Annotated in this window: 17 protein-coding genes; 5 read left to right on the forward strand and 12 right to left on the reverse strand. The window is 43.5% G+C overall.

From position 1 onward, the window contains the following. The first annotated feature begins 27 nt into the window (after nucleotides 1–27). The gene (locus tag WJR50_RS09780; protein WP_341293076.1) at nucleotides 28–1,467 is read left to right on the forward strand and encodes a glycoside hydrolase family 28 protein; all 1,440 of its coding nucleotides are present in this window, start codon (nucleotides 28–30) and stop codon (nucleotides 1,465–1,467) included. Between the two features lie 57 nt (nucleotides 1,468–1,524). On the opposite strand, the gene selD is transcribed toward WJR50_RS09780, so the two are convergent. The 4 genes from selD to WJR50_RS09800 all read right to left on the reverse strand — a co-directional run bounded on the left by selD (nucleotide 1,525) and on the right by WJR50_RS09800 (nucleotide 6,542). After that, the gene (gene selD / locus WJR50_RS09785) at nucleotides 1,525–2,568 is read right to left on the reverse strand and encodes a selenide, water dikinase SelD (RefSeq protein ID WP_341293077.1); all 1,044 of its coding nucleotides are present in this window, start codon (nucleotides 2,566–2,568) and stop codon (nucleotides 1,525–1,527) included. Nucleotides 2,569–2,570: 2 nt separating this feature from the next. Beyond that, nucleotides 2,571–3,617, reverse strand: coding sequence for a tRNA 2-selenouridine(34) synthase MnmH (mnmH, locus tag WJR50_RS09790; protein WP_341293078.1), 1,047 nt, complete (start codon nucleotides 3,615–3,617; stop codon nucleotides 2,571–2,573). Nucleotides 3,618–3,690: 73 nt separating this feature from the next. Then, the gene (locus WJR50_RS09795) at nucleotides 3,691–5,019 is read right to left on the reverse strand and encodes a dicarboxylate/amino acid:cation symporter (protein WP_341293079.1); all 1,329 of its coding nucleotides are present in this window, start codon (nucleotides 5,017–5,019) and stop codon (nucleotides 3,691–3,693) included. A gap of 191 nt (nucleotides 5,020–5,210) precedes the next feature. Then, nucleotides 5,211–6,542 (reverse strand): serine hydrolase domain-containing protein, encoded by a 1,332-nt coding sequence (locus WJR50_RS09800; protein WP_341293080.1) that lies wholly within the window; start codon nucleotides 6,540–6,542, stop codon nucleotides 5,211–5,213. A 380-nt stretch (nucleotides 6,543–6,922) separates the two neighbouring features. Here WJR50_RS09800 and WJR50_RS09805 point away from each other — a divergent pair, with 380 nt between their 5' ends. Beyond that, a complete protein-coding gene (locus WJR50_RS09805; RefSeq protein ID WP_341293081.1) occupies nucleotides 6,923–7,444 on the forward strand; it encodes a retroviral-like aspartic protease family protein in 522 nt (173 codons plus the stop codon). On the opposite strand, the gene WJR50_RS09810 is transcribed toward WJR50_RS09805, so the two are convergent. Further along, a complete protein-coding gene (locus WJR50_RS09810; RefSeq protein ID WP_341293082.1) occupies nucleotides 7,431–8,420 on the reverse strand; it encodes a zinc-dependent alcohol dehydrogenase family protein in 990 nt (329 codons plus the stop codon). The two genes, WJR50_RS09805 and WJR50_RS09810, sit on opposite strands and share 14 nt — an antisense overlap. Before the next feature lie 111 nt (nucleotides 8,421–8,531). Here WJR50_RS09810 and WJR50_RS09815 point away from each other — a divergent pair, with 111 nt between their 5' ends. From WJR50_RS09815 to WJR50_RS09825, 3 genes are all read left to right on the forward strand, one after another. After that, nucleotides 8,532–9,653, forward strand: a complete 1,122-nt coding sequence (locus WJR50_RS09815) for a redoxin domain-containing protein (protein ID WP_341293083.1) — start codon at nucleotides 8,532–8,534, stop codon at nucleotides 9,651–9,653. A gap of 14 nt (nucleotides 9,654–9,667) precedes the next feature. Further along, nucleotides 9,668–10,042 (forward strand): hypothetical protein, encoded by a 375-nt coding sequence (locus WJR50_RS09820; RefSeq protein WP_341293084.1) that lies wholly within the window; start codon nucleotides 9,668–9,670, stop codon nucleotides 10,040–10,042. 95 nt (nucleotides 10,043–10,137) lie between these two features. After that, nucleotides 10,138–11,682, forward strand: coding sequence for an outer membrane protein assembly factor BamB family protein (locus WJR50_RS09825; protein WP_341293085.1), 1,545 nt, complete (start codon nucleotides 10,138–10,140; stop codon nucleotides 11,680–11,682). A gap of 58 nt (nucleotides 11,683–11,740) precedes the next feature. On the opposite strand, the gene WJR50_RS09830 is transcribed toward WJR50_RS09825, so the two are convergent. The 7 genes from WJR50_RS09830 to WJR50_RS09860 all read right to left on the reverse strand — a co-directional run bounded on the left by WJR50_RS09830 (nucleotide 11,741) and on the right by WJR50_RS09860 (nucleotide 24,720). Further along, entirely contained in the window at nucleotides 11,741–13,381 is a 1,641-nt protein-coding gene (locus WJR50_RS09830) for a SusD/RagB family nutrient-binding outer membrane lipoprotein (protein ID WP_341293086.1), read from the reverse strand. Between the two features lie 9 nt (nucleotides 13,382–13,390). Then, nucleotides 13,391–16,612 carry a SusC/RagA family TonB-linked outer membrane protein gene (locus WJR50_RS09835; RefSeq protein ID WP_341293087.1) on the reverse strand — a complete coding sequence of 1,074 codons (3,222 nt, stop codon included), beginning with the start codon at nucleotides 16,610–16,612 and terminating at the stop codon, nucleotides 13,391–13,393. 459 nt (nucleotides 16,613–17,071) lie between these two features. Next, complete coding sequence (locus WJR50_RS09840; protein ID WP_341293088.1) at nucleotides 17,072–18,421, reverse strand: vanadium-dependent haloperoxidase; 1,350 nt, start codon at nucleotides 18,419–18,421, stop codon at nucleotides 17,072–17,074. After that, a complete protein-coding gene (locus tag WJR50_RS09845) occupies nucleotides 18,418–21,759 on the reverse strand; it encodes a VCBS repeat-containing protein (RefSeq protein WP_341293089.1) in 3,342 nt (1,113 codons plus the stop codon). Before WJR50_RS09845 ends, WJR50_RS09840 begins: the two co-directional genes overlap by 4 nt. Nucleotides 21,760–22,089: 330 nt before the next feature. Beyond that, the gene (locus WJR50_RS09850) at nucleotides 22,090–22,866 is read right to left on the reverse strand and encodes a S1/P1 nuclease (RefSeq protein ID WP_341293090.1); all 777 of its coding nucleotides are present in this window, start codon (nucleotides 22,864–22,866) and stop codon (nucleotides 22,090–22,092) included. 190 nt (nucleotides 22,867–23,056) lie between these two features. Further along, entirely contained in the window at nucleotides 23,057–23,596 is a 540-nt protein-coding gene (locus WJR50_RS09855) for a hypothetical protein (RefSeq protein WP_341293091.1), read from the reverse strand. A gap of 452 nt (nucleotides 23,597–24,048) precedes the next feature. Then, a complete protein-coding gene (locus WJR50_RS09860; protein WP_341293092.1) occupies nucleotides 24,049–24,720 on the reverse strand; it encodes a class I SAM-dependent methyltransferase in 672 nt (223 codons plus the stop codon). Between the last annotated feature and the right edge of the window lie 135 nt (nucleotides 24,721–24,855).

Here is a 24,855-nt window from a genome sequence, read left to right on the forward strand (position 1 = left end):
ATAATCATCTTCTTAAAACAAATTTTTATGAATACTAAAACTCAGTTTTTTAAGCTTTTCATAGTTTTTATGGGTCTTTCCTTCCTGTGGAGTTGTGCTTCGCAGAAGGAGCAGACCGCACAGCGCGTTTCTCCCTGGTCGCAGTTGGATAGCATCCGAGGCTTGATTCAGGCACCGGAATTTCCTGACCGTGAGTTGATGATCACCGACTATGGCGCAGTAGGAGATGGCAGTACCAAAAACACCGAAGCTTTTCGTCAGGCGATAGAAGAATGTAACGCGCAGGGCGGAGGAACTGTGGTCGTACCGGAGGGAACCTTCCTGACCGGAGCAATTCATCTGCTAAGCAATGTAGAGCTTCACCTGGAAGACAGCGCGACCATCCTCTTCAGCAGGGACACAGCGGATTATCTGCCGATGGTTTTTACCCGCTGGGAAGGCATGGAGCTGATGAATTATTCTCCCTTTATCTATGCCTATGAGCAGGAAAATATAGCAGTAACCGGTAATGGAACACTGGATGGAAATGCCAATAATGAGTACTGGTGGCCCTGGTGCGGCAGCAAAGATTATGGCTGGCAGGAAGGTGTGCCCCGGCAACAGCCTGACCGGGATTCTCTGCATGTGCTGAATGATGAGCAGGTGCCTCCGCAGGAAAGAAAATTTGGCGCGGGACATTACCTGCGTCCTAACTTCATCCAAACCTACAAATGTAAAAATGTACTGCTCTCGGACTTTACCATGATGAACTCTCCCATGTGGAACATTCATCCTGTGCTCAGCGAAAATGTAACCGTAGAAGGTGTAACGGTAAGATCACTGGGGCCGAATAATGATGGCTGCAATCCTGAGTCTTCCAAAAATGTACTGATCAGAAACTGCTACTTTGATACGGGAGACGATTGTATTGCCATCAAATCGGGCCGCAATGCCGATGGTCGCCGAATCAATGTGCCTTCAGAAAATCTGATTATTGAAGATTGCGAAATGAAAGAAGGGCATGGTGGTGTAGTGATTGGTAGTGAAATCTCAGGCGGTGCCCGCAATGTCTTTGCCCAAAACTGCAGCATGGACAGTCCTAATCTGGATCGGGTGCTCAGGATCAAAACCAGCTCTCAGCGGGGCGGGGTGATAGAAAATATCTACATGAGAGATGTACAGGTGGGCACTTTTCGCGAAGCGGCGATCAAGTGTAATATGTTCTATGAGCCTCCCGGAGATTTTATGCCTGTCATTCGTAATATAGAAGTTGAGAATTTACAGGTAAAAGATGGCGGTAAATACGGTGTACTGGTGGCTGCCTACGCGGAATCTCCGGTAGAGAATGTACGCATCATCAACAGCAATATTCAAAGTGTAGACGAACCCTTCCAACTGGAAAATATGAAAGACCTGCACATAACGGATGTGGAGATTAATGGAAAGGTGTATGAAGATACGACGATAGTGAGAATGAATGAGAAATAATGATTAATGAGGAGTGAATAATGGTTAAAAAAGTCACTCATCATGATTCATCACTCATTAATTTACTGTGATAAGTGGAGTAGTCTGGGTTACTGTTTCTCCAAAAGCCTGTAGTTGTAAGCCAAGTTTTTTGGTAAATTGAACAAATGTATCTTCCTGCTCAACTTCTACTGCAACTAATAAACCTCCGCTGGTTTGTGGATCGCAGAGCAGAGCTTTTTGCTCATCTGTAAGTGGGCTGATTTTATCGCTGTAGCTGTCAAAGTTGCGCTGTGTGCCACCGGGCATGCTTTTTTGAGCAATGTATTGCTCTACTACATCAAAGCGGGGTACAAGCTTACTTTCCACAATGGCACTAACACCGCTACCCTCGCAGATTTCGCTAAGATGACCCAGCAGTCCAAAGCCGGTTACGTCAGTCATGGCTTTGACGTATGGAAGTTGGGCAAACTTTTCTCCGGCATTGTTGAGGGTAAGCATGCTGTTTCTGGCAATTGCCAAATCTTGTTCTTTGACAATGCCTTTTTTCTGAGCCGTTGTCAGAATACCTACACCCAGTGGTTTGGTCAGGAATAGCTTACAGCCGGGAATAGCACTGTCATTCTTTTTCAGATGTTCAATTTTGATCCTTCCGGTGACAGCCAGTCCAAAAATCGGTTCGGGAGAGTCAATGCTATGACCACCGGCCAGCATGATACCAGCCTGGGCACAGGCATGCCGGCTGCCTTCCAGCACCTGCTGTGCCACCTCCGCCGGAAGGGTATTGATGGGCCAGCCCAGTATGGCGATAGCCATAATAGGCGTACCGCCCATCGCATAGACATCGCTGATGGCATTGACCGAAGCAATCTGTCCAAAATCAAAAGCATCGTCCACAATGGGCATAAAAAAGTCAGTAGTGCTGATGACTGCCTCGCCATTGCCCATCTCATATACAGCAGCATCATCTTTGGTACTATTGCCTACCAATAATCTTGGATCAGGAGTCTGAGAAAGCTGAGAAACCAGCATGCTTTCCAGTATTTTGGGCGATATTTTGCAGCCGCATCCTGCTCCATGACTATATTGCGTAAGCTTTATCGGTGTAGAAGTCTGTTCCATACTTATGATTGATTTGAGGTTTGCAGCATAATTTGATCTGCCATTTTCTTTACTGCCAAAGCGTTTACAGAAGGATCATCATTACTACAGGTCAAAGCTACAATTTGTTCTGTCGGACGCCTATCCATATTTCTGTGGTAGCTACGGTCATAATAGGTAAGGAGATTATCGGCGACGGCTTCCAGGCGGTTTTCTGCAAGGTCTTCCAGTGCCTGTTGGGTACGCAAACCTCCCAGCCGTTTTTCTATCCTTTGTATGGCCGTAGTTAGTGCTGTTCTGTCCTGCTTTCCATATTCTTTGACTAAACGCTTAATTCGCTCCTCTTTAGGCAGACTCACTTGTATCATGCTAGCGGCTTTCATCTGTTCCCAGAGTTCGTAAGGCAATTGTACGCTTCCAATGCTGAAAGATTCATCTTCCAGCCACACTCGTCTGCCCGGGTCTAATCTACGCCAATGTGCAAAAAGGTTATTATGAAATTGCTCAGTAGTAGGTTGATTGCTTTGTCCTATACCTCCGAAAGATGAGCCTTTATGATGGGCCAGGGCTTCCAGATCAATGACCTGTTCTCCCTGTTTGGCCAATGCCTTTAGTATATCAGTTTTGCCACTGCCGGTTTCACCGCCCACGATGAATAATTGAACAGGCACTTTCAGGCTTTCCAGCGCATGATTGCGATAGGCTTTATAGCCACCTTGTAATGTGCTTACCTCAAGTCCGGCTGTTTTGAGCAGCCAGGCAAAGCTTTCACTGCGCATACCGCCCCGCCAGCAATGTACCAGCACTTTTTTGTCAGGAGCCCTTTGGTAAGCTTCTTCTACAAAAGTACGCATCTTTGGCCCTACCAGGTCCAGGCCTTCCAGCAATGCCTCTTGCCTGCCCACTTGCTTGTAAGTAGTCCCCACAATAGCCCGCTCGCGATTATCAAAGAGAGGAATATTATAGGCTCCGGGAATATGACCGGCAGTAAACTCTGCCGGAGAGCGTACATCTATAACTGGTAGTTGTGCTGATTTTTCCAAAAATACTGCTGCTGAAAGCTTGTTCATATCAATCAATCAAAAAAAAAGAGAAATGCTTCTCTCTCTGCCAAGTTAACAAATATGAGTAGCTTCTGTCCAATTAGTCCGATGTAGTAGTACCGATCATTTCTTCCCGTATCATTTCATCGGGAAGCTTACCTTCGGTACTGGCTACAATCATGGCTACGGAAGCGTCACCCGTTACATTGACTACCGTACGGCACATATCCAGAATACGGTCAGGAGCAAGGATAAGAGCAATCCCCGCAGTAGGTACGCCAATGGCTTCCAATACGATCACCAGCATGACGACACCCGCACCTGGAACGGCTGCGGTACCTATGGAGGCAAGGACGGCGGTTAGTACAATCATCAACTGCTGCCCGATGGATAAGCCTAAACCGAGTGCCTGAGCGATAAATACTGCGGCAACGCCCTGATACAGACTGGTACCATCCATGTTAATGGTGGCACCTAAAGGAAGTACAAAGCTGGCTACCTCTTCGGATACTTCCAGGTCTTTTTCTACCACTTCCATAGTTACGGGTAAGGTAGCAGCACTGGAACTTGTACTGAAGGCCAGTAGCTGGGCAGGCCGTATTGCTTTGAAGAATTTAGAATAGGGGACCTTAGTAAAAATTTTAAATAAGGCGGGGTATACTACTGCGATCATCAGAATTAGCCCGGCAATTACGGTCACACTGTACCAGAGTAATGCGAGCAGTAACTCCAGCGCCTGATCAGGATTATCGCCACCAAGATCCACAATGAGCGAAGCGATTAGCGCAAATACACCATAAGGCGCCAGAATCATAATAAACTCCACGATTTTAATGATAATATCATTGAAGCCATCAAAAAAAGCGATGACGGTGCTGCCTTTTTCTTTGGGTATCTTTAGCAGCGCTATGCCTATGATGAGTGCCAGGAATACCACCTGTAGCATATTGGCATTATCTCCGAAAGACTCAAATACGTTTTGAGGCACTACATCTACCAAAGGTTGGAGCGGTCCGGCATCTTTTACACTTTCTGCTACAGTTTCACGAGCTTCCACATCACCACTGTACAGCGCAATCAGGTTTTCGCGAGTGGATTCGGGAAGCTGCTTGCCTGGCTTCACAATATTGACAAGCACCAAACCGATGGTAACAGCAATGGCGGTAGTCACCAGATAAACGCCGATGGTTTTTCCTCCCATACGGGAAAGCTTAGAGATATCTCCCAGATTGGATATACCTACAATTAATGAAGCCAATACCAGCGGTACGGCAATCATCTTGAGGGCGTTAACGAAAATAGTACCGAATGGCTTAATATATTTGACGGTAAAGCTAGGGTCCCAGCCAAGCTGTATGCTCATGATACCAAATATGAGCCCCAGAACCAGACCGATCAGGATCTGCGTGTGCAAAGGAATTTTTTTCATAAACGAGTCTCTCTGTTAGGATTTTACAGCTAAGCACAAAATCACAAGAAGCCGTAAAAATGCAAAATAAGTAGGGGAAATGCTAACCAATAATATCCGGCTAATATTATTTATGTTATCCAGTGAGTTAGTGTAGTAACGAAAAAGCCCAATCTGTGGGATCGGGCTTAGTAGTAGTAGATATATGCAATTTAGTAGTAGCTAAGTGCGAATAAATCCTGAGCAGGCCATTCCTGCATTTTTTCAAAAGAATTGTGCATGATGTAATTTACCTTACCATTGAAGTACCGACTTCTACGGCTGGTAGTATTAGCCAATACCACCCAGGAGATGCCATTCTCTAACCTCTTCATGATCGCTGAAGTACCGGCAAGTGTGCCTGTGCGCCACCATGTGCCATCGGCAGTAATACCGCGCCATCCATACGGACGGTTACCGCCGTGCTCCGGTTTGATCATGGTAAGCAACGATTCATTGGAAAGTATATCAGGAGTATTTTTGAAGCCATCAATAGCCACCAAGAATTTCAGCAGATCGGTGGGAGTAGCCAACCACCCCCCTGCAGCTGCCAATGCTTCTATATTAAAGCTATAGGTAGTAGAAACTAGCTCTTCAGGGCTGTCCAGCGCCGGACGCATATTGTTATAAGTGAAGTCGTAGTAGGCCACTTCGTTATCAAAGCGGTCTTCCTCAAAATTTTTCGCCAGGCGCATGTTTGTAATACCCAGAGGATACAAAATCTGTTTCTTCACATAATCTTCATAACCTTCACCAGAGGCAGCTTCTATTACTTTTCCTAAAAGGGCATAACCAAAATTAGAGTAATCATAATAGGCACCGGGGCGATAGGGCATATGCTTGGAGAGGATAAACTCAACAATGGTATCCAGGTCGGGGGAAGTAGACCCACCCATCTCTTCAGCAATTTTGTGAGGGATAAACATAGGGTCGCCGTAGGTACGCTTGCTCCAGCCCGAGGTGTGGTTAAGCAGGTGTCTGACTTCTATATTGTAGATCTTTTTATCCTTGATCTTATCGTAGATTCCACCCTTTAATATTCCTTCTTGCCCAAATACTTTATCTTCCAGCTGTAACTTGCCTTCCTCATGCAGTTTCATTACGGCTACAGCGGTAATTAGCTTGGAGATACTGCCAATGCGGAACAGGTGGTAGGGTTGGATTTCCTTTTGCGAATCACTATCGGTATGGCCGAAACCTTTGGCATAAATTAACTGCCCATCTTTAACGATGCCTACCGAGGCCCCAACAATACCCTGACGCCTGATAAAGTTATGCATTGCAGAGTCTACATGAGACAGAGCCTTAAGTTCAGAGTTTTCGTTGGAAAGGTTGGTGACACTTTTAAGCACCTCCATGCTACTGCTACCAAAGGCTTCATGATCGCCATCAGCGATGGTAAAGGGGATTCCTAAGATCAATAGGGTAAAAATAAATCCTGCTACCAGATTACTCATACGTAGTAATTGAAAATTCTGTAAAGGAATTTTTACTGTGCTTAGCATTAAATATTCAGGTTAATAGTCACCAAGCTATACCACTCTGAAGGGCTTTTAGTTCCTAGTAATCGCCAAAACATAGCTTGTAACCTTAAATATGCGGGATAAAAGAACGTATAGCAATAGCTGTATTGGATATGTTCAAAACATTAGTCATTGGGTACAATGCAAATGATTTTTTTTATGAAAAAGTAAAAATTCCTTCCTTTTGATGAAAAAAAGAAAAGCACTGATGAATACGAAAATGTGCGATTCTATACGCCCACTGTTCGCATGCTTACAATATGACAATTCATGACATTTAGTAATGTGTTGGTTATCAGAATTTTAGGCAAAAGGTATGGCTTTGGCATCAGTATGTAGCCTACATCAAAGCTATTAGTACTATGAAAAGATTTTTTGCCTTAATCCTGTTGGCTACCATAAGCAGTAGCCAGATGACATTCGCCCAGCTTTCACCGGTTAAAATCAAAAAGCTAAGCAACAAGCCCATAGTTGAAGCTAAAATCAATGGTAAAAAAGCCTACTTTCTCCTGGATACAGGTTCCGACATCACAGTAATGCACAATGATAAGGCCCAGTATTATGATTTTAAGATTAAGCAAATGGTAAATCCCCAGAAAGTTGCAGGCATTCATGGTAAAGTTAATGACATGAACCGCGCCTATGCGCTTGATCTTCAGTTGGGCGAACTACCCATCAAAACGGCTTTCTTTACCTATGATCTTTCTCCGGTAATCCAAAACATACATAGCAGAACTCTGCTAAGAATCAGTGGAATTATAGGATCAGATGTAATGATCAAGTACGGGTTCGTCATAGACTATAAAGAAGAACTGGTCCATATAGAGAATCCAGGCTCAACTTCAATAGCTCAAGCCAGCATGGCGCAATCTAATTACAGGTAATAATGGCTTTACCAGACTTGCCACCTTTCTGGCTATATTCAACGGCTTTGGCAGCCTGTTCCAGTGGAAAAGTAGCACCGACCTCCAGTTGCATTACTTTATTTTTTGCTAACTGATATAATTCACTACTAAGCCTGGCCTTGGTAGTGGTACTACTCTCTTGCATCCACTGCGACAACCAGAAGCCTTTGACAGTAAGTTCTTTAAAAATCATCAGGCCACCATTAAGTGGAGTAGGTTGTCCGCTGAGTACGCCATAAATAAGCATTTTGCCTCCCTGGCCCATGCAGTTCAACGCCTCCTCACATAGGTCACCCCCTACTGACTCAAAGCAGGCCTGTACACCTTTTCCGTTGGTAAGCGCGTGCACCCTTTCAGTGAGCTTATCCTTTTCGGTATGGATGACAGCCTTTGCTCCTAGCACATGAAGTGCATCTACCTGTTCATCCCGACGTACGGTGCAGATGGTCTTGATGCCCCTCTCTCTGGCAATTCTGATCACTATTTTATTGAGGGCAGAGTAAGCAGCGGTGAGTAGTAGCCAGTCACCTTTTTTCAGATTTACTTCTTCCAGCAAAGCCAGTGCTGTAAAGGGATTTACAAAAAACTGGGCTCCTTCCTCCCAGCTTATATTTTTGGGTAGAGGCATAATGGCTGAAGCCGGAACCACTACATAGTCTGACCAGCTACCCAGCGTGGCGAAGGCCACTCTCATTCCCTTAAAAAGCTCTATACCATCCCCTATGCCCGTACCGATTTTGTCAATTTCTCCGGCACCTTCCATACCTACCGGACTATCAGGAAACTTGGGCTTCAGGCCGTATTGCCCCTGAATAAAGAGTACATCGGCAGGGTTAACCGAGGCAGCTTTCACCCGAATGCCTACCTGCCCGGCTTTTACTTCGGGAGTAGGTATGTCCTTAGTTTCCAGTACATCTTCTGCGGCTCCGCTTTGGTTAAATACAATTTTTTGCATGATAATAGTTAAGCTTCAGGATTAAGTGAAATTTATATTCTTAAGCCGGAACAGATGTTTTTTTCTTGAGAAATTTATATATTCTGCTCCAAGCAAGACTAATACACAACTATGAAAAAGCTAAAGCTGTTACTATTATTTTTTATTTCTACACTTTGTGCATTCGCTCAGGAGAAACAGGCCGAACCTGAAACACTGGAGCCGGGAGCAAAAGCACCGGACTTTAACCTCAAAGGTATTGATGGTCAGATGCACAGCCTTTCTGAGTACGATGATGCTGATGTGCTGGCAATACTTTTTACCTGCAACCACTGTCCCACCGCCCAGGCTTATGAACAGCGCGTGATTGACCTGGTTGACGATTACAAGGATAAAAGCTTCCAACTGATAGGTATTTCTTCTAATGCACCGGATGCTATCAGCCTTTCCGAACTGGGTTATACCGACCTGAGTGATACCTATGAGGAAATGCAGGTACGCGCAGAGGAAATGAATTATAACTTTCCCTATTTATATGATGGAGACGATCAGGCAGCAGCGCTTAAGTATGGCCCGGTAGCTACCCCTCATATCTTCATTTTTGATAAAAATCGTACTCTTAGCTACGTAGGCAGACTGGATGCTTCAGAAAAACCCGGTACCGCTAATGCGGAAGATGCCCGACAGGCTATAGATGAATTGCTGGCGGGAAAAGAAGTTTCTACACCTCAAACCAAAACTTTTGGCTGCTCCATCAAATGGGGATGGAAAGATGAGTGGGTGCAAAAACAACTGGATGCCTGGGCTGAGGAAGAAGTAAGCATTGACCCCATAGGTACAGAGGGTATCCAGCAACTTATTGCCAATGACTCCGATAAGCTGCGCCTGATCAATGTATGGGCAACCTGGTGTGGTCCCTGTGTGATGGAGTTTCCTGAGTTTATTGAGATCAACCGTATGTATCGGGGACGCGATTTTGAGTTTATCTCCATCAGTGCGGACAAGCCTGATAAGCAGGACAAAGCGCTGGCTTTCCTAAAGAAGAAAGAAGCTTCCAACAAAAACTATATCTTTAACAGCGATGACAAGTATGCACTGATTGAGGCTATTGATCCGGAATGGCAAGGCGCTTTACCTTATACAATTCTGGTAGAGCCGGGAGGCAAGATTGTATACAGCCAGCAGGGCACCATTGATCCGTTGGAAATGAAAAAGGCAATCGTGGAAAATCAGTATATTGGGCGTTATTATTAACAAAACTTATCTCCATGCTAAACCATCAATCTATAAAAAACTATCGCTATACACTACCGCTTTTGTATTTCACTGCGATAGTACTTTGGATTTATTTTAGCCGCTTTTTCAATGGGCAGGAAGCCAATCCACTGGTATTGCTATTTTGCCTCCCCTTTTTATTGCAGCTCTGGTTCAGAAGCCGAATGCTAAGCGTTGTATTGCCCATGCTGATGCTTGTATGGTCTGGGTGGATGGCATTAGCATATGCTTCAGAATATGCCCAGGGGACCAACGCTTCTGACAGTTTATTCATCATTCTTGGAGGAAGCTTTGTCTTCTTAAACTTTCTGATGGCGATCTGGATGTTTCCGGCAGAAATGGGAAAAGCCAGACAGGAGAAAAAATAATAATTTTAATAAGACGAGATTAGGATGATAAAGATTATTTCAGAAAGACCGGCCTGAGTCGGTCTTTTTTGTGGGAGGTATAACCAAAATTCAAAATGAAAAAAGTGCAATTTAATATTGATATAGGTAAATTAAAATGTGCATTTTTAGCCTCTGCTTTTGCTACGATCAGCCTGATTTTATGCTCAGGATGCGCAAGTAAAAAGACTGAGCTGGTTTGGGATAAGAATTTTTACCGCATTGGTTCACAGTCATCTCCTCGTGCTTCTGATCTGAATCAGGACGGAGTATTAGACATCGTCATGGGAGCAGGTCAGAATGAGCATCAGTATACGGAACAAGGTGTATTGGCCTTTGATGGGAAGTCTGGTGAGCTACTTTGGCAGCAGGAAACTTCCGATCAGGTGTATGGTTCTGCTACCTTTTGTGACATCAATCAGGATGGCGTGGAAGATGTCTTTATTGGGGGCAGGTCTCCTCATCTCAAAGCTTTGAACGGTAAGAACGGGGAAGTGATCTGGCAGTATAATTATCAGTACGAAGACGATTCTGTGCTGAAATATGCTCGCTTTAATTTTCAGAATAGTGTGTTGGTACCTGATCAGAATCAGGATGGTCTACCTGACTTACTTATTGTTAATGGTGGAAATTCTAAAGCTGAACCTCATTCGGAGAAAGATCGCTATCCGGGAGTACTTATGCTTTTTGATAGTAAAAATGGTAAAATACTGGCAGCAGATACCATGCCTGATGGAAAAGAGGCTTATATGCCTCCATTGGTGTTTTCTTCACCGGATAATAGCAGGCTACAGATCTTATTTGGTACAGGTGGAGAAACGCTTCCAGGCCATTTATATCTTGCTGATTTGTCTGATTTTATGGAAGGCAAGCTTTCCAATGCAAAAATCATCGCTTCAGAAGAGGGACATGGTTTTATAGCACCTCCGGTTTTGGTAGATATTTCTCAGGATGGAATTTATGATATTGTGGCTATCTCGCATGCCAGTACGGTCTTCGCTATTAATGGAAAGGATAATACACTGCTATGGCAGAAAAAACTAGATAATACAGAGTGTAGCAACAGTTTCGCGGTAGGGTATTTTACTGATGATGATATTCCTGACCTGTTTACTTTTGTGAGCAAAGGAGAGTGGCCTGAGAACACCGGCTCCAAACAAGTGATGTTGGATGGTAAAAATGGTGAAATTGTTTATCTGGATTCTATGGGCTGCACAGGTTTCTCTTCTCCAGTAGTTTACGATCTTAATCATGATGGAAGGGATGAAGTCATTATCAGCATCAATGAATATGACTGTGCAGGAGGTTTTACCAAACAGGCTCCTGCTGAAATGCTAACCAAACTCATTGCAATTGACTTTTCTAATCAGTCAGTAAATGTTATTGACCAGGTACAGGGTTTTAAGAATATTTTTACTACTCCCTGGATAGGTGATCTTGACCAGGATGGCTACCTGGATATTGTACACTGCCAGTACTATAGCCCATCTATAGATCTGATTGCATTTATGGGGATGCGGGTCAAACGCATCAGCACTCATATTAAAATAGAGAAGCCCGTTAAATGGGGCGCTTACATGGGATCTGCCGGAGATGGGATATTTACGACTGCTGATATGTAGCAAGAAAAAAGCCCCTGAGTTTCCTCAAAGGCTTTTAAGATTAACTTACCAAATAGACCTATTCACTTCCCCCATCCCACCAGACAGGAGAGGTATAATTATTGTCGTTTGCCTGGTTAAAGTTGGGGTTACTGGCAACTTCTGTAGCCGGATATTGTAGCCTTACTGGGATAGTACCGCCAGTTACGTTTCCTTCATCTGAAGTGAAAGGTACCAGTTGAGGATATCCTGTCCTTCTCCAGTCTGACCAGGCTTCCCACCAGTTGAAGAATTTACTTACCCACATCTGCTCACCAATCATTTCTAAAGCGGGTTTATATTCATCAAATGGATATATTTCCAGATAAGTGTCTACCTCTTCATCTGACACAGTAAGCGAAGGGTCATAGCCACGAGGAAAATCCTGCTTGTTACCCGCATACATCTGCATGGCAGACCTCACACCGGTCTCATAGTGCTCTTCTGCAGTACCGCTGATACCAGAGCCTATACCTCTAATTAAGGCTTCAGCCAGCAAAAACTCTACCTCTGCATGATTCATAATCATGTAAGGGTCATCATCATCCAACATAAGATAATTAATACGTGAGAATGTTTCTTCCAGTACTACTGGTCCACCTTCCATAGCCTCAATGTCTGATACGAAGAAACCATTGGGTAGGCCTCTTTGATCCAAAGGATCTGTATTGATAGGTGTCCATGCAGACGCATCCCAGTTGGCAATTCCTCCACTCAAGATCATAAGTCTGGGATCATCATCGGCAACGCTGTTAGGGTCTTCACCCTTTAAGAAGTCAATCAATGTTTTACTTAAGAAAGACTGATTACCACCATCTCCCGGAAAGAAAGCTCTGGAAATACCATTCTGATCCTGCCACTCACTAGGTCCCAGGTCCATAGGAATCCATACATTATCCTCATTGCTCTCAAATACGCCACCAGCCACTGCTTTGCTCACATATTCGTTGGCCATATTGGGGTCAACATTTGAGATGCGCATGGCAAGCCTAAGCATAAGAGAATAGCCCCATTTTTTCCATTTTGAGATGTCACCTTCATAGATCATATCAGCGGAAGCAAAACCTTGATCAGGGTTAGACGCACTTATACCAGCAGTGGCTTCTTCCAATTCCTTTAATAGATCGGGATAGATAACTGACTGCTCATCGTAAGAAGGAAAAAAGGTTCCTGTGATTCCTTGATTAGCCTCAAAATATGGAATAGCTCCATAGAAATCAGTTAGTCGTTGGAAGCTGAATACTCGGAGGATGCGGGCTGCATTACGCACATTAGTATATTCTCCTGCAGCATATCCCCCTTCATCTGTCTGACGAAGAATCTCTGCGATGTTCTTCAACTGATCATTATAGGTCATATCAAATGGAGCTGCCGAGGTTTCTTCATTATGTTGGTAAAAGTTACCTGCAGCAGATATGCTTCCTGGAGTAGCCAGTTGCTGAATGGCAGTAGAGGCAAGACCGATATTGGTCCTCCAGTCTATATAACGGTTATCTCCGGTTGAACCATTGGATGCTATACCTAGCTCAGCGGCAGTAAACAGATAGTTAAGGTCAATCTCTGTTACTGCTTGTGGATTGATATTCAGGTCTTGAAGCTCCTCAGTATCACATCCTGTTAAGGCAGCGAGCATGACCGAAGCACTTAATACGAATTTATTGATATATTTCATTGTCTTCATTTTTAGTGTTTAGAATGCTACCCTTAGGTTAAATCCGTAGCTCCTGGTCCTAGGCATACCGAAGTAGTCTAGCCCCTGACCGTTGCTGTTAGAGTAGGTAGATTCGGGGTCAATATTCTCTGTGTTCTTGTACAAGATAGCAAGGTTTCTTGCTACAAAAGACAGGCTTAGACTACGGAAAGGCATGTTTTCCAGCATACTTGCAGGAAAATTATAGCCAAAAGTAAGCTGTCTTAGCTTAGCAAAAGAAGCATCATACACAAAATGATCCTGTACTCTGTTACCCATCTGGTTCCAGTAGTTCTGGGCTTCATTAGGTGTAAGCGTTCTGGTAAACGGTTCATAGATAGGATCACCACTCTCAGTAGTACCATTCTGGGCAACACCAGTTACAGTAATAGCTTCCTGCCCTTCACGACCTAAGATAGTCTGTTTATGTAAACCTGCCTGGGTCATACGAACGTTGGTACCAGAATAAATATCGCCACCCATTTTAAAGTCTATCAAGGCGCTGAGGTTGAAATTTTTGAAAGTAAAAGAGTTATTAATACCTCCGGTAAAATCAGGTACTCCATTACCAATAATCTCATATCCATCTGACTGTATAGGAGCTCCATTGTTAGGGTCAAATACAAGCTGTCCATCAGGCGAGCGTTTTTGTACCAGTCCGGTAAGTACACCAAAAGGCTGACCTACGATATGTTTGACAAAGACAGTCCTTGTTCTTGGCTCTTCTACAATCAGCTCATCATTACCTTCAATCAGGGAGATTACTTTGTTATTGTTTTTAGCAAAGTTTAGTGATACATCCCAGGTTAAAGGTCCCTGTATAGGAGTACCGGTCAGTAAGAATTCAATGCCCTTATTTTCAAGCTCACCCACATTCACTACAGTAGACCCAAAGCCGGAAGCTCTGGAGATAGTAGCATTCAGGATATCATCAGTGGTTCTCTGATTATAGTAAGTGAAGTCTAATCCCAAACGATTATCCAGGAAGCGGACATCCATACCTATTTCATATTCTGTAGAGGTAAGTGGCAGCAATCCTGGATTTGGAATGGAGCCATTCTGCCCACCGGCAGAAGAGAAGGAGGCCATAGTATAGCCTAAGTGCGCCTGCTTGAGCGAGTAAGTAAGTAAAGTATTGTAAGGACCTACGGTTACATTACCCACCTGTGCCCATGAAGCTCTAACCTTACCAAAGCTCAGCCAGTTAGGTAACTCGTCTAAAGCATCTGAGAAAACAAAGCTACCGCTGATAGAAGGATATAAAATGCTATTATTTTCAGGGTTCAAGACAGAGAACCAGTCATTTCTTACTGTTCCTGTTAGGAATAGAATACCATCATAGCTCAATTCTGCTGAACCAAATAAGGAGTTGATGCCCGATTCTGAGAAACCATATCCAAAGTTCTGAGTCACGGTATTGGTAATGGCTTCAAAGAATGGTACATTAAATCCGTTACCACTAGCTGCGATACGCTCACTGCTACGACGCATACGGTTAGCTCCGACAAATGCGTTTACATTAAATTTACCAAATTCTTTGTCAAAGCCCATCATCCATTCCATGTTGATTTCGCGAACGCGATCTTCTGCTTCGGTTAGTGAACCTCCCCGCTGATAACCGGTACCCTGAGGTACTAAGTCTGTTTCTCTGCGGGTATACCAGTCCATACCCACTCGGGCTTGTACCCAGAGGAAATCCAGTACATCATAACGCAAAGTAGCTGAAGGGAGCAAGCGGTCTCTCCAGTCATCATTGTTAAACTGATAAGCAGTCCAGTAAGGGTTTTGATGCCAGTTGTTATTAGCCTGCTGGTACTCTTCACCTACACTTTTTCCCCATATGCTTAGGCTGGCCGGATCTGCGGTAGGAGGAATAGCTCCTGGCTTTTCAGGGTCACCATAGTAATCCCTTACATTAATATTGGCAGGAATGTAGTACATTGACAGTATACCGTTGGCAGGTGAGTCTGACAGGTAGGGACGATTATTCGCATATTCATGAGAATACAGAATTCTGGAAGTTAAAGTGAGGCGTTCTCCAAATTTGGAATTAGTGGCCAAAGTCACATTTTGACGGTTGAAACCGGAGTTGGGCACAATAGATTCATTTCTTAGGTCAGATATTGATAGCCTGAAGTTTTGAGTTTCGCTACCTCCGGTGAATGAAATGGTATTGGTAAGGGTATAACCAGTCTGGAAATAACGCTCCCAGTTATCGCCCGCATCAGTATATGGGCGGGTAACCCCATCAAAATGGATAGAATTAGCTACGCTGCCTAGGCGTGGGCCCCATGAGCTTGTACCCCAACTATACGCTTCTTGCTGAGTACGAGGTGCTACTGCTATACGAGGCGACTCAGGATCGTTAGGGTCGGAAGCAGCATATCCTCCCTGGCCATATTCTCGTTGGAAGTCTCTCTGATCATTATATTGCTCAAAGACAAAGTTTGAGTTAAACTCTATGCCAATACCTTTCCTGGCTGAACCCTTTTTGGTCACAATATTAATAACTCCATTAGCTGCCCTTGCTCCGTAGAGTGCGGCAGCACTGGCTCCTTTCAGCACTGAAATAGAGGCAATGTCATCGGGGTTGATACTGGACATACCATCTCCTTCATCGCGGCCACCCCAGATACCTGCCTGACCAAAGCCAGAGTTGTCCATAGGGACACCATCTACTACATACAGCGGCTGGTTGTTTCCCTGGAGAGATTTATTACCACGGATAATCACACGGGTAGACCCTGCCGGGCCGGAAGCTATGTTACTAACGTTTACCCCGGCTACTCTTCCTGCCAGCGCATTGGCTACGTTGATTTCGCGGGCCTCGGTAAGATTAGAACCGTCCACTTCGGTAATAGAATATCCCAGCGCTTTCTTTTCTCGCTCTACACCCAGTGCAGTTACTACCACTTCTTGCAAAGACTGTACATCGGCTGCCATCTGTACATTGATAGTAGATTGGTTACCCACTGTGATTTCTTGTGTAGAATAACCAATAGAAGAAAATGTAAGTATAGCGTTATCTCCTGAAACGGATATACTGTAATTTCCATCTATATCAGAAACTGTTCCTGTAGTGGTTCCTTTGACCAATACATTCACTCCCGGTAAGGGACCATTATCTTCTGAGTCTATTATCCTTCCGGTGATCTGCCTTTGCGCCATCGCATAAGTGACGCTGGCAATCATTAGCGTTAAAATGAGTAATTGTTTTTTCATTTGAGGTAGATTTTGGTTGTTGTATGCAATAGCATGATTAAAGAGGATGGTGTAATTGCAATTCTCATAAATTGAATAGTTTTAGGTAGATATTAATAGGAAATGCATAATTAATTTAGACATTATTATAATATTCTCAAATAATTTGAAGGTAATATTCAATTGGAAAAAGAATCAAAGGTGGGTATCTCAAAAGCATGAAAAAAATAGTATGAAGAGAAGGTGGTTTCAGAAAAAAAAATATTTCCTTTTTATCAAAAGAAGTGCCTTGAGATGATAAAGAGCTATAAAATCTTTTTCATTTAATATGCAAATGAGTAATTTTTAGAAGCTTGCAAAAGAGTGGTTTTTATATGAAAGCTAAACATATAAAACTAAGTTTTAGGCTATTTATGAAATAGCCCTAGCTTCTTTAAAAGTAGTTGTTTAATTATGATTACTGTTGAGGTAAACAAAACGCTATCTACCGGAAATATCCTCTGGAAAAAGGGATAGCTTACTGAGGACAAAATGTCCAATAGCTCTCCCTTCCACCACGCCATCTTCTATCGCATCGCGAAAGTGAATACCCCCGTAAAGTCTTGAAATTGCTGCTTCCTCAGCTGCCTGGTAGAAGGAAGTGAATGAGCGTACCGGCAAGCCAAAGTAAACTTCCGAATCATCGTCAAATGAAAAATTGTCACCTAGTAATCCGGTAAGAATAACGGCAGCAGCGCTGGAAGCTACGCTATGGCCGCTAGTGTATTCCGGGAAAGGAGGTGTTTGCAAAACTGGCTTCCAACGCTGATCAATGTAGCGATTGATCACTGTCTCCGGGCGGATACGATCGCTGCGGTATTTTTCGTGCCAGCAGCTGATAAAAGCATCGTGAAGGGTAAGTGCTACCAGGGCATGGGTTAGCACGGCTTTATCAAAAGAGATATCTGCATTTTCACAGGCAATACCCGTAATGCCCATCCAGTGCCCGCCAGGTGTAATTTTCTTTAGCCCGATAGCCATATGTCCGGTAAATTTTACCGCGAAGGGATTACAATCCCAGAAGTTGGCTATCTCTTCTCTTTCTTCGTTCAGATTATTCACCGTTTCATACACTTCCATGGTTTGTTGATAGAAGCTACTGCTGCTATCCAGGCTAAAGGGAGCAGGTGGGGGAGGCATAAATTGGTTAGCAGAATCCATGAAAAAGGTACGGATATGCATCCAGTTGGGCTCAATAGCTTCAATATACGCTGGCGGAGTGGGATACCAACTGCCTTCCTTTTGTGCTGGTGCATAGCGGGTGTAGGTGCTCAGTTTACCATAACCATCCGTTTTGGCGTAGGCTAGTACCTGCTGTGCGATAGCTTCAGCGTAACTAACATTCGCTGCCGAAGCTTTATTGGATAGCTTGTACTTCTTTTGGTAGGCATCAATATAAGCATCCTGCTTTTGCTGGAGCATATAGCCTGAAGGAAGAATTTTCTTACCCAACTCCAGCATGGCATAAGTAGCCGAAAATACCTTGTCCAGCGATTTGGGGGCAGGCACAGCTGTAAAATCCGGCCTTTCTTTGAACTTATCACTCAGCCTGGGAGGTGTTTCATTATTGGCTTCTACTACTTGGTAAGCGGCCAACATAGCGTAGGCGTAAAAACGACTGGCAGCCGGAGGATTAATCACATCATGCAGCATGACGGAAGAAATCTCAAACACCTGGTCAGTGAAATCTTTGATCTGGGCTTTGCGTACTTCCTCCTCATCAGGTGGAGCAATGGCAAAAACTGAGGTAAATAAGAAACTGAGGATAAAACTTAAGCGCATCAATCTCATGGCTGAGTCAGTTTGTAGGATTCAATCCCACTGTTGTTAATGCCTATCAATAGATAGGTGTCATTTTTAATCTGTATGCTTTCAAAAGATTTCACATCTCCTTTCAGGTCAAGTCCCGATTTGGTTTGCGGTATATAGGTAAAATTTCCCTTTCCATCACCTTCAAAAAGTTGTCCGTAGTTGGCATCCATTACTCCCATCCTGATCCTGATGGCACTCTGGTTACCTGCCAGGATCAAGTCCAGATTACCATCATTATTATAGTCTAGCGTAGTCATGGCGTATACCGGAGCAAATTGTGCTTCTTTGGGGAGTTTACGAGGGATAAATTTGCCATTCGCATTTTCCAGATACATAGTTTCTAAAGTCTCGGCAGTCAGTGTCTTTGCACCTTTCAGTTCTTGTCCCGAGAAAATATCCTCCAGCTGGGCATTGGCATAATCAGCATAGGTGGTATACTTCTGGCGCATGCTGTAAATCTGATCCAGTAACTCTCCCCGGCTGGCAAAAGGGTAAGGTTTGCCCTGGATGTAGTAAGTGAGAATTGGGTCAATGGAGCCATTCCCATCAAAATCATTGTAAACCATGCGCAATGGTTCTTTGGGGCTCACCTTAAGCTGAGAGTTCAGGCCAAAGTTTGCGGCTACAATGTCTAAGTCTCCATCGTTGTCAAAATCTGCCAGTCTAAGTTTATTCCAAAGTCCGCTAAGCGGTCTGTCAAAATACTGCTCGGTAGCATCCTCAAAGCCCTTTTCTCCACGATTGATAAAAACTTTGATAGGCATATATTCTCCAACAACAATCAGATCTTCCATCCCATCGCTGTTCAGGTCAGCCCAGGCAGCATCGGTTGTCATACCTACCCTGGAAAGCCCGGAAGCCTTGCTGTCAGTGATATTGCTAAAGTGAGGTTTTCCATCCTGACCTACTCCTTCATTTTCCAGCAAAAAGCTTTGAGGTGTCATGGGATACTGACCGGGAATGACTCTTCCGCCTACAAACAGATCCATATCACCATCCTGATCATAATCGGCAGGTACTACGCAGGATTTACTGACCATCATAGGAGGTAGCGTGCCTTCTGAAACTTCAAAATTGCCCTGTCCATCATTTAGGTAAAGAATGTCCTGCAGTACGAGATCCTGCGGGTGAAAATCCTGATAACCACCGCTGGCAACGTACAGGTCCTGATCTCCATCGCCATCCGCATCAAAAAACACAGCATCGGCATCGGTATTGACCATATCTGTGCTGCTGAACTTCTGCTTAGCCTCCTGGTATTGACCGTCCGAGGAAAGAGTATAGATTTTTCCAAAACTCCCTTTTGCTCCCCCTATAAAAATATCCGGTAGTTGATCCTGGTTAATATCTGCTATCGTCATGGTAGGCCCACAAGTAGTCAGCATATTCATTATGAGAGGCTGCCGCTTAAAATCATTGTAAGCATACTCCTGATGCTGGTAAGGAATCAAAGGAGGAGTTTTCTGGAATAAACAAGTAGCGTCTTTAGCAGATGCCATGCTAGGCTTCTCATTACCTTCCTCCTTGATAGTCAGTAATTGGTCAACTTCTACATCTCTGAGGGTTTGAAGGCTGCCCGATAGCCAGTGAATCTGAATAGAATCTACTTTTTCGGTATCACCCAGGCCAAAATGGATACGGCGGCTCATAGAGGATTGAAAGCCCCGGGTAGGCATAAGCTCAAAAAATTGTACTCCCTTTTCCGTATATATTTTTAGCTTAGCTCCCAGTGCGGAAAGTTCTTTGCCTTCCAGACTTACAGCCAGATAATGTTGCTCAGGATGCTGATCACGGCTGAGATTTTTGTGCAAAAAAGCTCGCTCATTCAGGTTGTTCACCACCAGGTCCAGGTCACCGTCATTGTCCAGGTCACCGTAAGCTGCTCCGTTGGAAAAAGTTTTGTCCTCAAAGCCCCAGGCTTCGCTTTTATCAGTGAAGTTCAACTCTCCCTGATTTTTAAAGATATAGTTATGCACCGGAGTGGAAGTCATACTGGTGACTAACTGAAAAGTATCCGCCTTTTCTTCATTGACTGCCTTCTGGAAAAAATAATCACCTTTATATTTCAGAAAGTCGCGATTGGTATAGTCGCGGTAGTAGCCATTGGTAATGAAAAGATCTTTCCAGCTATCATTGTCAAAGTCAGCAAAAAGCGATGACCAACTCCAGTCGGTATTGGATATACCCGCCAACTGGCCTACCTCACTGAAGGTGCCATTGGCATTATTCACATGCAGCATATTGCGCATGTTCTGATGATAGAAGCCGTTCATTACCATCAGAGCATAATGCTCGTAATTATCCGGACCATACAATAATTTCTGCCGCTCATTATCTTCGGGCAGCATGTCCAAAGTATAGATGTCAGGCTCTCCATCATTGTTCATGTCCACAATGTCGGAACCCATAGAGAAGTAAGAGATATGCTGAAAATACTCTGTCATCTGATCAATAAAACTCCCATCCTGCTGGTTGATGTACAGATAATCAGGCTCAATGTAATCATTGGATACGTAAATATCCTGCCAGCCATCTCCATTAACGTCAGCAATAGCAATGCCCAGTCCAAAGCCCAGCGGGCTGCCTTTGATACCGGCTTTTTCACTGATGTCTACAAAATGTCCATTTACATTTTCATACAGTTTATCACCAGCCAGCGGATGACGGGTATCGCGGACATCATTGTATTCTACTTCATAAATAACGGTAGTGTTATGGTTTAGGAGATACATATCCAGGTCACCATCTTTATCAAAATCAAAGAAGGCAGCCTGTGTACTGTTGGAAGGATCATCCAGGCCATACTCAGCAGCTTTTTCTGCAAACTCTCCATTACCCTGATTAATATAGAGTTCATTACGACGAGCTGCTTCATCCTGCCAACCGGAGTAACATACATATATGTCCAGCAGCCCATCGTTGTTGATATCCACCATGCTAACGCCGGTGCTCCATGCATCCTTCTTTCCTTCTACTTTGGCTGATTTGCTGATGTCTTTAAACTTGAGGTCACCCTGATTAAGGTAGAGGGCATTTTTCCCCATGTTGGCCGTAAAGAATATCTCTTCCAGTCCGTCATTATTGATATCTCCAATGGCTACACCTCCTCCGTTATAAAAATACTCGTAAGTGAGTATATTATGCTTCTCATCTTCCTGTAACTGATTTTTAAAATTAATGCCTGACCTGGAGGAAGATAAAAGCTCAAATAGCGGTTTCTCCTGCGCGAAAATATTGAGTGGCAGGCTAATCCCTCCTAGTGATAGGCATAATACAAAAGGCCAGTAGAGGGGGGGAGATGGTAAAATCTTTCTCATAAATCTCAGGCTTTGGGTCATGTTTAGAGAATAAACTAGAGAGTACATGCTGGTCAGTAATGCTTAAGTAAGCAAAAATCAGCTTTTCCCACAGACTCTGCGTTATTTCTCTCCTTCATAAGCTCATGGTTTAATCTCCGCGAAACCAAGGGTTTGCAGCCATTGTGGCTAGCTGTTACCATTTTTAGTATTCAAAAGAAGTGAATCTTTGAACAAATAAATTCCTTTAACAGAGAAATTTAGAGAAATACTGAAAATAAGCAAAATATTTACCCGAAATATGCAGTAGTGATAAATACCTGACGGTTAATAAGGTTGGCTCTACTCTACTTAGCCGTAGATTTCGTTTAGAACTCCTGCTAACCTTACCCCTGCCTGAAGCAATTGCTCTTCTACTATGGGGTAATTAATATAAGAATATTCGTAGCCCAGATGATTATTCTCCGGCAAATCATAGACAGTCGGGCGTAAATCCATAGATTCTTGCAGCCACTGCTCAGGTGGGGCCGATTGCCATTGCTCAATTAACCTCTCTGTAGCTCTGCGGTTAAGGTGTTGTGCCAGTTCGGTGTAGCTGAGCTGTTTGCCGTTGATCATATCACTATCCCATACCCGGTGCAGGTTGGAAGATTCGCCCATCCACTCTACTCTTACGTCGTTTCCCCCTCTGTCTTCTCCGGTGCCTACATGCAAAGGCTGATGGAGGTCTCCCACCAGGTGCACCAGCATTTTGAGGTATTCTTCTTCCTGCTGTCTAGAAATGGTATCGCTTTTCAATCCTGCAATGATTTGCTGTACTACCGCATAAGCATCGCCGCTGGCTTCCTGCATGCTTTTGTCGTACTGCTGTCCATCAGGGATGGTTACCCAATGCCAGGTGTAAGTATGGTCGTAGGCATCATCAGAACGGATTTCATCCATCCAGGTGCTGACCATTGCCAGAGAGTTTGGTCCCAGAATCTGGTTGATTTTCTTCGCCGCCCGCTTATTCAGATGCCACTCGGCGATCTGTCCGATTACCCGGTGACCAATTTGTCCCCAACCAAAAGCGGGTGAATATAGACTTACAAAAAGAGAAAAGAATAGGATGATAAAACCTCTAAGCATGCGCATCTTTTTTGCTGCAAACTTAAAGAATAAATATGAGTCATGGGTAAAAGGATGGTTAAGTTGTTGTTAAACACGCTCTTCGTTTTCATTCAACTTTTAGGAGGTATAAGGAAAGTAAAAAAGCACATGAATTTACTCATGTGCCTGAATCTTATGCAAAAAACATTTTGAGCGGACGCAGCAGTTTTTAACGAGTTTTGTTTACCTCAATAGAGGGTGCGACACCGGTAAAAACTTCTATTTTTGTGTCTTTCATCCATACTTTACCAGCCTCATTGAGCAGAACACCATAAGAAATAACATCACTCTCCGGATCTACCTCTAAGGTAATAGAGTAGTCCTTCCAGTCCTGTGTGTTTTTAATAGCATGGCGGATCATGTTCTCATAGGCGTAGATCTCATTGGTTTTGGAGTCGGCTACTCGCATCCAGAGTCCAACCCAGCCTTTAATATCCTCTGTTTTGACAGAAGCTGTAAACTTTACCTTTTTTCCCTTGAAAGGCTTAGAAGAAATGTTTTTCATGATGGTTCCCCATCCTTTTACACTTTCTTGGTTGGAACGTAAATGGAGTACTTGTTTTTTCTCAATATTCTGGGTGATAAAGTCATAGGCATAGGCTTTATCACCATTTTTATACCAGTCTAATTCACTATTATCCCCATTAAGAGGGACATGGATAAAACCGGTTAAAAGAAAAAATATGGTGATTAATGTAAATAACTTCATGGCATACATATTTTAGGGTTAACCCTGGCTGTTGTTGATACTGCTTCATGTAGGTCTTATGCAATACATATCACCTGAAGGAATAGGACAATTTATTATTAAGAAAGTATGGTATGTTTCATAAAGACCTTCAGGCTCTATTACAGTAAGCGACTCATAACTACTAATTTATTGGTACATAGCTTATTAAGGTATGATGGAATATACAAAAAATTGCTTTTGATGTCTATTTTTCTCCTTTTTTAATAGAGAGGGAGACTTGCATGTTGGATAAGGTTAAAATATCACTGTCAACGATTTTTGTCCATTTTATCTCTTGTATTCATAATGATACAAGCTCTTTTAGATACATGATCTTATATTTAGAACGCTTTATTCTCAGCTTGGATATCCTAAGGAGTAGATTTTTTTGAGAAAACTTTAGTATAGAGGCTTATCAAAACAGTCTTTTTTTAAAGGTCTTCTATTTTCCATACAGCCATGCTCTTATCCTGAAAAGCGCCTTCCATCTCACTACATTTTTCATTGAGTAGCTCAAGAGGAGGTGGAAAATTGAAAGGAGGCAGGCAAAAATTAAGCGGGCGCCAGCCGCCGGTTACTATATCTTTATTCTGATCTTCCATAGGAAAATGGGTAGTCATCAGGTAGTTCATGCCGCTAGCTTTAATATTTGCCAGCGCAGAGGCTATATCATGATTGGAAAAATGTACCAGACAGTCGCGGCAAAAAAGTAAATCTACCTGGGGCAACGTGTCTTTGATCAGGTCTTTGTGTACAAACTGCCTACTCTCGTTTCCATAACGGTTTTGGTTGTATTGAATAAGCTGGGGGACGATGTCTGCACCAGTGTACATGATCTCCTGTAGATCCACCGTTTGCATCCAGTGAAAATCACCACAGGGCAGGTCTAGCATACTTCGTATGTTAAGCTTGCGGAGCAGAGGGGCTAATTCTGATCTCAGTACCAGCGTCTGCTCATTTGTAGAGCCCTCACCTGAAACAGAGTCGTGGGTATGTATATTCCAGGTATTTTGCTCATAAATATCCTGAAATACCTCTCTTGCGGGTTTTCCTTGGTACTGCTGCCCATTGGCGTAGGGGTATAGTTGATCTCTGTCTGACATAGCAAATTGATTAATAGTTAACGAGAGCTAAAAATAAAGAAATAACACTAAAGAGATTGAGTAAATATGAGCTGTTGGTAGTATTAGTTACTTGCATAGACAGTCTGATTTTCTGAAAAATTGATAAATAACCTT

It is taken from the genome of Catalinimonas locisalis (assembly GCF_038039535.1).
Classification (GTDB): Bacteria; Bacteroidota; Bacteroidia; order Cytophagales; family Cyclobacteriaceae; genus Catalinimonas.